The 12,872-nt window shown below is 67.4% G+C and carries 11 protein-coding genes; 4 read left to right on the top strand and 7 right to left on the bottom strand.

The features are described from left to right. On the top strand, window positions 1–718 hold a 718-nt coding region (locus tag L284_RS29300; RefSeq protein ID WP_021232860.1), incomplete at its 5' end, for a TrbI/VirB10 family protein. Window positions 719–724: 6 nt separating this feature from the next. Then, window positions 725–1,756, top strand: a complete 1,032-nt coding sequence (gene virB11 / locus L284_RS29295) for a P-type DNA transfer ATPase VirB11 (RefSeq protein ID WP_021232859.1) — start codon at window positions 725–727, stop codon at window positions 1,754–1,756. A gap of 96 nt (window positions 1,757–1,852) precedes the next feature. On the opposite strand, the gene L284_RS29290 is transcribed toward virB11, so the two are convergent. Continuing rightward, the gene (locus L284_RS29290; protein ID WP_021232858.1) at window positions 1,853–3,334 is read right to left on the bottom strand and encodes a Ppx/GppA family phosphatase; all 1,482 of its coding nucleotides are present in this window, start codon (window positions 3,332–3,334) and stop codon (window positions 1,853–1,855) included. 47 nt (window positions 3,335–3,381) lie between these two features. Continuing rightward, on the bottom strand, window positions 3,382–5,583 hold the full coding sequence (locus L284_RS29285) for an RNA degradosome polyphosphate kinase (protein WP_021232857.1): 2,202 nt from the start codon (window positions 5,581–5,583) through the stop codon (window positions 3,382–3,384). A gap of 133 nt (window positions 5,584–5,716) precedes the next feature. On the opposite strand from L284_RS29285, the gene L284_RS29280 reads away from it, so the two are divergent. After that, a complete protein-coding gene (locus L284_RS29280) occupies window positions 5,717–5,998 on the top strand; it encodes a DUF1294 domain-containing protein (RefSeq protein ID WP_031341569.1) in 282 nt (93 codons plus the stop codon). 24 nt (window positions 5,999–6,022) lie between these two features. Here the strand turns inward: L284_RS29280 and L284_RS29275 are convergent, their stop codons facing one another. From L284_RS29275 to L284_RS29255, 5 genes are all read right to left on the bottom strand, one after another. Further along, window positions 6,023–7,576 carry a carboxylesterase/lipase family protein gene (locus L284_RS29275; protein WP_031341568.1) on the bottom strand — a complete coding sequence of 518 codons (1,554 nt, stop codon included), beginning with the start codon at window positions 7,574–7,576 and terminating at the stop codon, window positions 6,023–6,025. A gap of 171 nt (window positions 7,577–7,747) precedes the next feature. Continuing rightward, window positions 7,748–8,758, bottom strand: coding sequence for a sugar kinase (locus L284_RS29270; RefSeq protein WP_021232854.1), 1,011 nt, complete (start codon window positions 8,756–8,758; stop codon window positions 7,748–7,750). A gap of 14 nt (window positions 8,759–8,772) precedes the next feature. Continuing rightward, window positions 8,773–9,528, bottom strand: a complete 756-nt coding sequence (gene kduD, locus L284_RS29265) for a 2-dehydro-3-deoxy-D-gluconate 5-dehydrogenase KduD (protein ID WP_021232853.1) — start codon at window positions 9,526–9,528, stop codon at window positions 8,773–8,775. A 175-nt stretch (window positions 9,529–9,703) separates the two neighbouring features. Then, on the bottom strand, window positions 9,704–10,540 hold the full coding sequence (gene kduI / locus L284_RS29260; RefSeq protein WP_021232852.1) for a 5-dehydro-4-deoxy-D-glucuronate isomerase: 837 nt from the start codon (window positions 10,538–10,540) through the stop codon (window positions 9,704–9,706). A gap of 122 nt (window positions 10,541–10,662) precedes the next feature. After that, window positions 10,663–11,694 (bottom strand): LacI family DNA-binding transcriptional regulator, encoded by a 1,032-nt coding sequence (locus L284_RS29255; protein WP_031341567.1) that lies wholly within the window; start codon window positions 11,692–11,694, stop codon window positions 10,663–10,665. A 313-nt stretch (window positions 11,695–12,007) separates the two neighbouring features. On the opposite strand from L284_RS29255, the gene L284_RS29250 reads away from it, so the two are divergent. After that, window positions 12,008–12,826, top strand: coding sequence for a 2-keto-4-pentenoate hydratase (locus tag L284_RS29250; RefSeq protein WP_152524606.1), 819 nt, complete (start codon window positions 12,008–12,010; stop codon window positions 12,824–12,826). The last annotated feature ends 46 nt before the right edge of the window (window positions 12,827–12,872 follow it).

The following is a 12,872-nucleotide window of genomic DNA, read 5'->3' as shown; positions in this document are numbered from 1 at the left end:
CGGCGCCGCGCCTGCGCCGGAAGCCAATCCCTTCGCCAATCCCACCGTCGTCTTCGACGCGGGCGGCAACGCGGTGACGATCCCGGCGGTCGGTCCTGCAGGCGAGGCCAAGGGCGGCAACCCCAATGACGATTTCGCGGCGCGCATCGGCGGCACCGGCAGCACCGCCGCTGCCGCGCGCACCTTCGATCCCGCCACCACCGTCACCCAGGGCACGCTGATCCCCGCCGTGCTGGAAACCGCGATCGACACCGACGTCCCCGGGTACGTGCGCGCCATCGTCTCGGCCGACGTGCGCAGCTTCGACGGCAAGCGTACCCTGGTCCCGCGCTCCTCGCGCCTGATCGGCCAATACAAGAGCGGCCTCACCGCCGGGCAGAAACGCGCCTATGTGATCTGGAGCCGCCTGATCCGTCCGGACGGCGTCTCGGTGAACCTCGGCTCGCCCGCCATCGCCTTCGGCGGCGAAACCGGCCTGCCCGGCAAGGTCAACAGCCACTTCTTCGAACGCTTCGGCTCGGCCATGCTGCTGTCGGTCGTCGGCGGGCTATCGACCCTCGCCACCAGCGGCTCCAGCGTCGTGATCGGCGGCGGGCAGTCGGCGGCGGCGGCGGCGGTTCAGCAGAGCGGCACCGTCGGCCCGACCATTCGCGTCCGCCAGGGCGAACCGATCCGCGTCTTTACCGCCAAGGATCTCGATTTCAGCCAGGTCCAGTGAAGCAAGATGGCCGATATCCTGACCCTGCAAGGGACCGCTCCGGTGCCTGACGCACCGCCCGCGCTGACGGCGGCGCGGTCGGTCTATCTCGACGCCTACCTGGCGCCCTTGCGGCCCTGGCTCGACCGCGAGACGGTGACCGAAATCCTGGTCAACCGCCCCGGCGAGATCTGGGTGGAAGACGCGGCGCAGGCCGGCATGCAGCACATCCTGCTGCCGGAGATGGACAACCGCCTGCTCCAGCGCCTGGCCGAGCAGGTCGCGCGGATCAGCCACCAGGGCATCAACCGCGAACACCCGCTGCTCTCCGCCACGCTGCCGGGATATGGCAACCAGAGCGGCGCGCGTATCCAGCTGGTCGGGCCGCCCGCGACCCGCGCCAACTGGGCCATGGCGATCCGCCGCCACCGCCTGCTGGAACTGCCGCTGGACGCCTACGATCGCGGCCCGATAACCGTGCCGCCGGAAGAGCCCACGCCCGATCCCATGGCCGAGCCGATCGCCTTCCTGCGCGACGCCATCCGCCGCCGCCGCACGATCCTGATCTCGGGCGGCACGTCGACCGGCAAGACCACCTTCCTCAACGCCATGCTTTCGGAAATCCCGGAGCAGGAGCGCGTCGTCCTTGTCGAGGATACCGCCGAACTGCGCCTGCCGGGCGCCAATGGCGTGGGCCTGATCGCCGTGAAGGGCGAACTCGGCGAGGCCAAGGTTTCGGCCAACGACTTGCTCCAGGCCGCCCTGCGCCTCCGCCCCGACCGCATCGTGCTGGGCGAATTGCGCGGCACGGAGACCGTCTCGTTCCTGCGCGCCATCAACACGGGACATCCGGGTTCGTTCTCCACCGTCCACGCCAACACCCCGCGCGGCGCGCTGGAGCAGATCGCGCTGATGTCGATGCAGACGGGCATCGGCCTCACGCGGGCGGAGACGCTGGAATATGCGGCGTCGGTAATCGACATCGTCGTGCAGCTGGACCGGCAGGGCGGCAAGCGCGGCATCTCCGCGATTGCCGAGAGCGCGACGCTGGTGGGGTAAGGGCGGGTTCGGGGTGGGCTGCGCGGTAAGCGCCGCACCGAACCACCCTTGGCTGCACCGGAGTGCTATGCTCACACGTCAGCCCGACACTGCCCCTCAATCCACCAACGCCGCCCCACTCTGATCGCAAACCGCGCATTCCAGTCCCAGCCAGTCGGCCAGCGCCTTGTGATCCTTGGCGACGCCGGGGCTGTAGAGCGGGCGCATCGAAGGGTCGAGGGTGAGGATCAGCCTGCCCTGTTCGCTGCGGATCGAGCTGCGGGCAAGGCCCTCGGCCGAACAGCCGGTCAGGCGGCGGCAGAGGCGGACGGCAAGGCCCCAGCCGATCGCGCGGTCGAGGTCTTCCTGCGAGGCGAGGCGCGTGAACTGCTCGGGCACTTCGGTCTGGCCGGAATTGGCGAAGACGGTCATCGCCATCATGCCGCGCCCGTGCATGTCGAGGCCGATCCAGCGCTTGCGCAAGGCCCAGGTCATCGCTTCCTCGGTGCGCAGGTTCGGTTCGGTGCGCATCGCGGCAAGGGCGAGCAGCCCGCAGGCCTGCCGAAGCTGGCGGTCCTGCGGTTCCTCGCGGCAGACCGGCGCGGTCCAGCGGGCAACCGCCAGGGCGTCTTCCGCAGTGACGCGCGCGGCGGCGGAGAACGCGGCGACGCTGGCGAGCATCGGATCCTGGGCCTGGATCTCGGCGGGAAGTTGTGCGTGAAGCAGCCCTTCGCGCAGACCCCAGGAGGAGAACACCAGCTTGGACGGTTTCAGCCGCGCGATCACTTCCACCATCAGGGCGGCGGCATCGGGCAGAGTGGCGAGGCGGCTGGCGGAGATGCGCGGATCGACGTCGTTGAGCTTGCCTTTGGCGAAGACCCGCGCCAGGCGCAGCGCCTCGGAAGCGGGCAGTTCGAAGCCGTGGGGATCGTCCACCGGGAAGTCGAGCGCGCGCATGGCCTGGAGCGCAAGCGCGCGCCAGGAACCGCCGACGATATAGAGCGGCTGGCCGCGTCCTCTGTTCCAGCCCGCCTTGTCGAGGCCCTTGCGGACGGTTTCGGAGAACCGGGCCTCGCCCGCAGCGCGCAAGTCCGGCAGGCGCAGGGTTCCGAGCGGCAGGGTGATGCCGCCGGTGCTGCGACCCTCCGCAATCTCGACGAGTTCGAGGCTGCCGCCGCCGAGGTCCGCCGCGATGCCGTGGGCCCCCGGGAAGGCGGCGATCACCCCGGTCGCGCTGGCGCGCGCCTCTTCCTCGCCCGAGAGCAGGCGGGGCGAGAGGCCGAACTGGCGCACGGCGTCTAGGAAGGCCTGGCCATTGGTGGCGTCCCGCGCGGCGGCGGTGGCCACGCATTCCACGTCGCGAACATGGAGCAGGCGCAGCAGCCCGGCGAACCGGGCCAGCGCCACCAGCGCGGCCTTCATCGACTTTTCGTTGATCGCCCCGGTCTTGCCGAGGTCGCGACCCAGCCGCGCGTTGACCTTCTCGTTCAGGACGACCACCGGCGCGCGGGGCGGCCCGTTGTAGACGACCATGCGCACGGTATTCGACCCGATATCGATAATAGCGCGCTTTTCGCTGCTTTGGCTTATGCCGATCATTCCGTTCAGACGAATCGCCCAGGAGCGGGCAGCCTGCGCCCCCTATGTCAGATGTTGCCGCGCCTTAGCGAGAGCTTTGGCACCTTTCGTCCACTGGCAAGCGACGCACCGCGTCCCGAGAGCGACGGGTTGGTCATGAAATAGCGGTGCAGATTGAAGGGGTTGTCCACTTCGCCGACCCGGTCGTAGCTGCCATCGGGATGGAGCACCCAGGACTGCTCGGTATCCAGCAGGTTGGCCAGCATGACCTGGTCCAGCACCTGGTCGTGCACCGTCTTGTTGGCGATCGGCACCATCACTTCGACGCGGCGGTCGAGGTTGCGGCTCATGGCGTCGGCCGAGGTGATGTAGACCTTGGCCTTGCGGTTGGGCAGTTCCTCGCCGTTGGCGAAAGCCCAGATGCGGCAGTGTTCGAGGAAGCGGCCGATGATCGACTTGACCGCGATGTTCTCTGAAAGGCCCTCGATGCCCGGCCGCAGGCAGCAGATGCCGCGTACCACCAGGTCGATGTCGACGCCGGCCTGGCTGGCGGCATAGAGCCGGTCGATCAGGTCCGGGTCGGTCAGCGAGTTGAGCTTGGCCCAGATCGCCGCCGGCTTGCCGTTGCGGGCATTCTCGATCTCGCCGTCGATCCCTTCGTAGATCGTCGAGCGCAGCGAGATCGGGGAGATCGACAGGCACTCCGTCACCTTGGGCTCGACATAGCCGGTGATGAAGTTGAACAGCCGGCCCACGTCGCGCCCGATCGCCGGATCGGCGGTGAAGTACGACAGGTCGGTATAGATGCGCGCGGTGATCGGGTGGTAGTTGCCGGTGCCGAAGTGGCAGTAGGTGCGGTAGCTTTCCCCTTCGCGGCGCACGATCATCGAGGTCTTGGCGTGGGTTTTCCAGTCCACGAAGCCGTAGATCACCTGGACACCCGCCCGCTCGAGCTGGCTGGCCCAGAGCAGGTTCTGCTCCTCGTCGAAACGGGCCTTCAGCTCGACCACGGCCGTCACCGACTTGCCCTGTTCGGCGGCATAGATCAGCGCGGAGATGATCGCGGACTGCTTGCCGGCGCGGTAGAGCGTCTGCTTGATGGCGATCACGTCGGGGTCGCGCGCGGCCTGGCGCAGGAAGTCGATCACCACCTCGAAACTTTCGTAGGGGTGCTGGACGACGATGTCCTTTTCGCGAATGGCGGCGAAGATTTCCCCGTCATGCTCCAGGATGCGCTCCGGATAGCGCGGGCTATAGGGTTCGAACTTGAGTTCCGGGCGGTCCTCGTCGCAGATCGCGGAAAGGCCGGAGATGCCGATCAGCCCTTCCGTCTTCATGATCAGTGCCTTGTCCAGGCCGAGCTGGTTGCGCAGCAGATCCTCGGCGGAAGGATCGAAGGCGCCCTGAAGCTGGAGCACGATCACCAGGCCGCGGCGCCGCCGCTGGATCGCGGTGCGATAGTAGCGCACCAGATCCTCGGCATCTTCCTCGATCTCGATATCGCTGTCGCGCAGGATGCGGAACACGCCGTGGCCGTCGACGGAGAAACCGGGGAACAGTTCGTCCGCATTGCGGCAGATCAGGTCTTCGATGGAGATCCAGGCCGCCTCCTCGCCCGGGATGCGGACGAAGCGTGGCAAGGGGCCGGGGATCAGCACCATCTCCATCACCGGCGCCTCGTCGGCCTGGCGGGTGAGGGCGAAAAGAACGCCGATGCCCTGGTTGGCGACGAAGGGGAAGGGGTGCGCCGGATCGATCGCCTGCGGGGTGATCACCGGCATGACGTGTTCCAGGAAGTAGCGGCGCAGCCAGGCCTCGCGCTCGGCGTCGAGGCGTTCTTCGCCCACCACCCGGATCCCGGCCTCGGCCAGTTGCACTTTCAGTCCGGTCCAGATTTCCTGCTGGATCTGTTCGAGCTGGATCACCTTCTCATGCGTGGAGGCGATCGCCTGCGACGGGGTGAGGCCGTCGATCGAGATCTCCTCGATCTGGCGGCGCACCTGCCCGGCCAGGCCGGCCACGCGCACCATCAGGAACTCGTCGATATTGCTGCCGGAGATCGAGAGGAAGCGCAGCCGCTCGAGCAGCGGGTAGTTGGGATTGGTGGCTTCCGCGAGAACCCGCTCGTTGAAGGCCAGCCAGCTCAGCTCGCGGTTGAAGAACCGCGCGGGCTGGGTGGCAAGATCGTCGGCCACCATGGTTTCCTGTTCCTCGGTGATGTCGCGCCGGGTGGGTGTTTCGCTAAAGTCCAGCATATCCTCGGTCTTCACACCTGCCTCATTGTACGTCTCGGCCCTTGCACGGCATCATGACAGCTTGGCTGCAATAGAGCCAGTCTCCTGTCGGAACGTTCGCCCCACGCGGAGGGTGGACTCGGGCACCGGACACTGGAATGGGCGCGGCATGGACTGGACCCTGCTTCTTGCCGTCTATCTGGGCATCGTCAACGCCGCGGCGTTCTTCGCCTTCGCTTTCGACAAGGGGCGGGCGATGGCGGGCGGACGGCGCGTGCCAGAGCGACGGCTGCTGGCCTATGCGGCCATCGGCGGCTCGCCCGGTGCGCTGCTGGCGCGGCACGTCCTGCGGCACAAGACGCGCAAGCAGCCCTTCGTCAACCGCCTGCGCGCGATCGTTGCGGTGCAAGTGGTGGGGTTGGGCCTGCTGATCTGGATGGTGCTCCGCTGAATTCCGCGCCGTGCCGGGGAGCGACTAGGTGCCGGGCTGGACGTAAGGTGCCTGGGACCAGAGTTCGCGCTGCCAGCCGCGTGGGTCGTTCTCCATGCGGATGTGGTCGCCGAACACCATCGTTGCGCGGGAGGGCAGGGCGTAGCCGGTCCAGTCCGCCCGTCCGGGCCGCCCGGTCTTCGCGAGGCCGGTGAAGGCGTCCATCATCGCCTGGCTCAGGGCCCGTGCCCCGGCCTCGGTGCCGGAAAAGCTGCCGGGCGCGTCGAGCGTGCCGAAGACGTAAGGAATGTCGTCGGTATGCGCCGCGCCGCGCAGGGGATCGACGGGCGAGGGGCGTTCGAGCTGATAGACCCAGGTCGCCGCCGCGCCCGCTTTCGCCCGCTCATCGGCCTCGATGACTTGACCCGGCCAGGAACGGCCCGCCGTGGTGGCGGCGTAGAACACCTGTTCCACGCTCCAGCCGGGTTCGCGGGCGCGGTACCGATCGACCACCCATTGCGGGTCGAGGTCGATCTTGACCTCGCGGGCCATGCGCTCGGCCAGATTGGCCCAATCCAGTCCCTTCAGCTTCGGGCCGCGCGGATCGAGGAAAGCGCGGGTTTCCTCGCGGGTGTTGCCGAGGATCATCGGCACCGACAGCGATTGCGGCGCGGCGTCCGGCCAGAACGGATGGCGCGGCAGGTTGGTCATGTCGAGCACCGGGCCGAAATAGACCGGCCCGCTGCCCATCACCGGATCGGTGGCGGTGAGGCCTTCGACGAGGCGGGCGACCGGCATGGTGCGCAGGCCCTCGACATCGCCGGGCGCCAGCTTGAGAGCGGCCATCAGCGTTCGGGTACGTTCCCAGGCATGCATCGGACCGCTGGCCTGGACCTGCTGCCCGCTCATGGTGGCGGCGGCGTGGAACAGCCCCCTGGCGGCGGGCATGGCCATGAGCGTCGCGATCTTGGCCCCGCCGCCGGACTGGCCGAAGACCATGACCCGCGCCGGATCTCCGCCGAACGCGGCGATGTGGTTGCGCACCCATTGTAGAGCGAGGATCAGGTCGAGCTGGCCCAGGTTGCCGCTGTCGGCATAGCGGTTGCCGAAGGGCTTGAGCCAGGCATAGCCCAGTGCATTGAGGCGGTGATTGACGGTGACGACCACCACGTCGCCTCCGGCCGCGAGTTTCGCTCCGTGGGTGAGCGGATCGGTGACCGAGCCGGTCGTATAGGCGCCGCCGTGGAAGTAGACCATGACCGCCCGCTTCGCCGCCGGGTGCGCGTCGGGCGTCCAGACGTTGAGGAACAGGCAATCCTCGGACTGCGGCTCGCCGTCCTGGCCGCGCTGGGGGCAGATCGGCGCGAAGGCGCGCGCCTCCACGCGCGGGCCGGTCCAGGGCTCGGCGACGGCGCGGGCGAAGCGCTCGGCGCGACCGTAGCGGATGCCCTTGAACGCGAGCACGCCCTGTTCGGTGAGGCCGAGGTAGCGGCCCACTGTTGGAGCGGCGGGCGATTTGGCAAGGAGGGGAGTCGAGGTTGTCGCTGTCAGCACTGCGGCAGACTTCACGAGGGTGCGGCGATCAATGCGTATGGCCATGATGCGGTTCCTCTTCCCCCCTAAGCTCGTCGTCCCGGACTTGATCGGGGACCGCTGGCAAGTCTTTAGGCGCACGTCTGCGAGCAAGGCGCGGCTCCGCCAGCGGTCCCTGATCAGGTCCGGGACGACGTATTTCTTCGCGCTTCCTGTTCGTCGTCTTCAGGCAGCCGATCAGCGCCGCACGTCACCTCCGGCGATCGAGAACGCTTCCAGCTCCGCCTTGCCGATCAGGCTCATGTCGCCGTGGAGCGAGTGCTTGAGCACCGTATAGGCCAGCCCCGCATCGGCCATGGCCGACAGGTCCGCGCCTTCCAGCCACTTGTGCAGCACGCCGGCCGCGAAAGCGTCTCCGGTGCCGATGCGGTCGACGATGCCGGTGACGTCGGCCTCGGCGGTCTGCACGGCATGATCGCGGCCGTCGATGCGGGCGGCGATGCGGTGGTGTCCGGCATTGACGACATGGCGCGCGGTCGAGGCGATGACCTGGAGGTTCGGGAAGGCGGCGAAGGCGGCCTCGGCAGCTTCGCGGCGGCGGTCCTCGCCGTCACCGGAAAAGGTCTTGCCCAGCAGCAGCGAGATGTCGCGGTGGTTGCCGATCATCACCGTGGCGGCGGAGACCAGTTCGGTCAGGATCTCGCGCGGGTTGCTGTCCCAGCTTTCCCAGAGCAGCGCGCGGTAGTTGCCGTCGAAGCAGATCGGCACCTCGGCTTCCTGCGCGGCGCGCACGGCGGCCTTGGCCAGCGCGACGCCGCCCGGTCCGAGCGCGGGGGTGATGCCGGAAAGGTGCAGCAGGCGCGCGCCGTCCAGCGCGGCGGCGAAGTCGAAGTCCTGCACGGCGGACTGGGCGAAGGCGCTGCCTGCGCGGTCGTAAGTGATGGCGGAAGGGCGAAGACCGGCGCCGGTTTCGAGGAAGTAGAGCCCCATGCGCCCCGGCCCGGATGTCACCCCGGAAAGGCCGACGCCGGCCGCGCCGAGCGCCGCGCGGGCCTTGTCGCCCAAGGGGTTGGCGGGCAGGCGCGTGACCATGCGGACTTCATGACCCAGCGCCGCCAGTCCCGAGGCGACATTGGCTTCGGCCCCGCCCACCACCATGTCGAGCGAATCCGACTGCACCACCAGACGGGCGTCAGGGGTGGCGAAACGGATCAGAACTTCACCGAAGCAGGTAACGTGACCGGTCATTGTATCGATATTCCTCAGCGCGCGAGCCAACCGCCGTCCACGGCGAGGACGTGTCCTGTCACATAGTCGGAGGCCGGGGAAGCCAGGAACACGGCGGCGCCGGCAATATCCTTGGGATCACCCCAGCGGCCCGTGGGGATGCGCTCCAGGATCTGGCGATTGCGCGTCTCGTCGCCTTGCAGCGCGGCGGTGTTGTTGGTGGCGATATAGCCCGGTGCGATGGCATTGACCTGCACGCCCCGGGGCGCAAGCTCGTTGGCCATGGCCTTGGTCACGCCGCCCACGCCGGACTTTGCCGCCGCATAGCTGGGCACGCGGATGCCGCCCTGGAACGTGAGCAGCGAGGCGATGTTGACGATCTTGCCGGTTCCACGTTCCACCATGCCCCTGGCCGCCGCCTGGCTGAGGAAGAACAGTGTCTTGAGATTGGTGTCGATCACCGCGTCCCAGTCGTCTTCGGAGAACTGGAGCAGATCGTCGCGGCGAATGATCCCGGCGTTGTTGACGAGGATGTCCACTTTGCCGAGGCCCGCCGCCGCTTCGTCGATCACGCGGCCCACCGGTTCGATCGAGGAGAGGTCGGCCCTGATGTTCACGCATTTGCGGCCGGTCGCCTCGACGAGGGCGATCGTTTCTGCAGGTTCGCTGCGGCCGGCGAGCGCGACATCCGCGCCCGCTTCGGCGAGCGCCACGGCAATGGCCTGGCCGATCCCGGTATTGGCGCCGGTCACCAGCGCGCTCTTGCCTTCGAGGCTGAAGGAAATCGCCATAAGTCAGTCCTGTCCCAATCTCGATATCCGGATTTCCGGACCTTGCTGCCAACCCTTACCGCTGCGCGTCGTTTCGCGCGAAGCGAAGCGATCCAGGGCGGTCTATGCGGCTCTGGATTGCTTCGTCGCTTCGCTCCGCGCAATGACGAGGGAGTGGGCGGCGGGAAGGGGTCCCTTATTGAAGCTGGCAGATATCCAGCACGTTCAGGTCGGTATAGTCGAGGTTTTCCCCGCCCATCGCCCAGATGAAGGCGTATTTCTTGGTGCCCGAACCCATGTGGATCGACCAGGGCGGGCTGATCACCGCCTCTTCGTTGGCGATCACGATGTGGCGCATCTGGTCCGGCTCGCCCATGTAGTGGAACACGCGGTCGTTCTCTTCGGGCAGGTCGAAGTAGAGGTAGATCTCGCTGCGGCGGTCGTGAAGGTGGGGCGGCATGGTGTTCCACACCGAGCCTTCTTCCAGCACGGTAAGGCCGAGCAGGAGCTGCGCGCTCTCGCAGACGCCGGGGATCACCAGCTGGTAGATCGTGCGCTGGTTCGAGTTGGCAAGGTCGCCGCGCGCCAGCGGATTGGCCTGTTCCAGCGTGATGTGCTTGATCGGGCACGCCTTGTGCGCCGGGACCGAGGCAATGTAGAACCGCGCGGTCTCACCTTCGAAGATCACCTCGTCCGAGCCCATGGGGACGTAGAGGCATTCCTTGTTCTTCATCTCGAAGCGCCGGCCGTCCACCGTGATCGCGCCCGGACCGCCGATGTTGATGATGCCCGCTTCACGGCGTTCGAGGAAGGGGTGGCCTTCGGCGCTCTTGGGCTCGGTCTGCGCCGGCAGCTTGAGCGGGCCCTGCGAAGGCACCGCGCCGCCGATCACGAAGCGCTCGTTGTGCGAGTAGTTGAGGCTGACCTTGCCGTCCTCGAACATGCCGCCGACGAGGTAGCGGTCGCGCAGTTCCTCGTTGGAGACGCACTCCATCATGTCCGGATGGGTGGCGTGATAGGTCTTGCAGAACACTCCGGCTCTCCCTTGTGGAATTCTGTTCCGTATAGTGGGACTTCAATTCTCTTGAGATCCAGTCCTATCCCGTCGCGGTAACCGGTGTCAACAATCCTCGATGCGAGTTGTTCGCGCGCCACTCAGGTCGTCCGGTCCGGGGCGGCGACCGAGGCGCGGCGCACGAGGTCGGAAAGAAACAGCGAGGGCTGGTCGGCGGCGCTGCCGGGATCGATCAGCTTGTGCGCGGCGGCCGTGGCCATCGGCACGATCGGCCAGCGCACCGTGGTCAGCGGCGGCCAGATATGCGCGGCGATGGCCGTATCGTCGAAGCCGATGATCGAGAGCTGCTCGGGCACGGAAATGCCTTTGGCGCGTGCGGCGTGCAGTACGCCGGCGGCCATTTCGTCATTGCTGGAGAAGATCGCCGTGGGACGCGGATCGGCCGAAAGCAGGCGCTCGCCCGCGGCCAGGCCGGATTCGAAGCGGTAGTTGCCCCTTGCGGCGATCGCGGGATCCAGCTTGAGCCCGGCGGAATTCAGCCCGTCGATGAACCCCAGTTCGCGCTCGCTGGCGGACCGAAAGCCTTCCGGTCCCGCGATGAAGCCGATCCGGCGATGGCCGAGACTGGTCAGCCATGACACGGCCTCCTTCACGGCATGGCGATCGTTGGAGGCCACCAGGTGGCGGTCGTCGTCGAGCCGGGCCGAGCCCATGCGGACCAGGGTACAGCCCAGTTCGTGGCAGACCGCCGCCAATCCGTCGTTTTCCGAAATGGGGGGCAGCAGCAACACGCCATAGAGCCGCTGCTGCTCGATGAAGCGGCGGATATCCTCAAGCATGGTCGGAGCGTGGCGATCGACCGGGCGAACGACCAGCGCGAACTCGGTGTCGCGAATCGCCTCCAGAATGCCTTCCTGCACGCCGAGCACCATCTGGGCATTCGGGTTGTCGTGAATCAGGCCGATCAGGAAGTTGCGGCGCAGGGCCAGGGCGCGTGCCTGCGGATTGGGCACGTAGCCGATCTCGGCGATCACCGCCTCGACCTTTTCGCGGGTGGCCTGGCCGAGCAGCGGCGACTTGTTGATGACGCGGCTGACGGTCTTCTTGGACACGCCGGAAAGGCGGGCGACATCGTTGATGGTCGGCTTGGTGTCGCGTTTTTCGTCCGGCATCTTTGCCCCTTTCGGCTTGCCCGGTGGCGGCTCCGCCCTGCGGTTTTGCCGATATGTTCCGAGCCGCTTGCCTGCCTGCGCGCGGAAAGGCAAGATGACACCGGTTTCCGTATGCTGGAAGTCTGCAAATTCACGCCAGCTTCGGTCGGCGATGGTCCTGTGCTCCACACTCGAACTTCCGTTGCATAGCTCGTGCCGCGGGAATGGCCCGTCGCTCGGGAGTGCGCGCCTTGCCAAGGGAGCGCGTCGCTTTTGATTTGCCAATGACACCGGTTTCCTTTAGCCCGGCAGCGAGAACAACGAGAGGATGGAGATGAGCTCCAACGAACAGGCGTCCCCCGACAAGGCTCATGCGGTCGCGGGTGCATTCGTGGCGGCGCGGCGGGACAGGCGCGCTCTTGCCACTTACCCGGGCGAGGCGCCTTGCGACCTCGTCGAGGCCTATACGATCCAGGACCTGGCGATCGCGCTCGACGGCCGCCGGGTCGCGGGCTGGAAGGTGGGGAAGATCAATGCGCCGGAAGACGCGCGGCTGGGTGCCAATCGCCTGTCCGGCCCGATCTTCGCGGACAGCGTGGTCACCGTGGCCGCCGGCGAAGCGCCCGAGATGCCGGTCTTCGCCAAGGGATTCGCGGCAGCCGAAGCGGAGTTCCTCCTTCACGTCGCCCCCGGCTGGGACGGCGTGATCCCGGCCGACGATGCCGCGACCCGCAAGGTGCTGGACGCCGTGCATATCGGCATCGAAGTCGCCAGTTCGCCTTACCCGGGCATCAATGCCGATGGGCCGCCGGTCACGATTTCCGATTTCGGCAACAACGCCGGCATGGTGGTCGGGCCGGTGCTGGAAGGCTGGGAAAGCGCGCAGTTCGAGACCATCAAAGTCCGCTTCGAGATCGACGATCTGGAAATCGCCTCGGCGACCACGGCGACGATGCTGGACGGGCCGCTGGGTGCAGTGCGCTTCCTGCTCGCCAACCTCTCCGCCCGCGGCATCGATTGCAGCGGCGGCACTTGGGTCTCGACCGGGGCGGTCACCGGGGTCCATCCGGTCATGTCGGGGCAGAACGTGCTGGCGCATTTCGACGGACATGGCAGCGTCGGCTGCAAGATCGTGGCGGCCGAACCCGCCTAGGAAAGATCGATCGGCAGGCCCGCAACGGCGCCGCCGAAAAGGGAGC

The sequence above is a fragment of the Novosphingobium lindaniclasticum LE124 genome (assembly GCF_000445125.1).
GTDB lineage: Bacteria > Pseudomonadota > Alphaproteobacteria > Sphingomonadales > Sphingomonadaceae > Novosphingobium > Novosphingobium lindaniclasticum.
The sequence above is the reverse complement of the archived record's forward strand: the minus strand, read 5'-3'. Positions and strand labels throughout refer to the sequence as shown.

Excerpts from the sequence above, each read along its gene's own strand:
- virB11 (WP_021232859.1), top strand. The coding sequence starts at position 725 with ATGGCCGATATCCTGACCCTGCAAGGGACCGCTCCGGTGCCTGACGCA.
- L284_RS29290 (WP_021232858.1), bottom strand. The coding sequence starts at position 3,334 with ATGATCGGCATAAGCCAAAGCAGCGAAAAGCGCGCTATTATCGATATC.
- L284_RS29280 (WP_031341569.1), top strand. The coding sequence starts at position 5,717 with ATGGACTGGACCCTGCTTCTTGCCGTCTATCTGGGCATCGTCAACGCC.
- L284_RS29275 (WP_031341568.1), bottom strand. The coding sequence starts at position 7,576 with ATGGCCATACGCATTGATCGCCGCACCCTCGTGAAGTCTGCCGCAGTG.
- L284_RS29270 (WP_021232854.1), bottom strand. The coding sequence starts at position 8,758 with ATGACCGGTCACGTTACCTGCTTCGGTGAAGTTCTGATCCGTTTCGCC.
- kduD (WP_021232853.1), bottom strand. The coding sequence starts at position 9,528 with ATGGCGATTTCCTTCAGCCTCGAAGGCAAGAGCGCGCTGGTGACCGGC.
- L284_RS29255 (WP_031341567.1), bottom strand. The coding sequence starts at position 11,694 with ATGCCGGACGAAAAACGCGACACCAAGCCGACCATCAACGATGTCGCC.
- L284_RS29250 (WP_152524606.1), top strand. The coding sequence starts at position 12,008 with ATGAGCTCCAACGAACAGGCGTCCCCCGACAAGGCTCATGCGGTCGCG.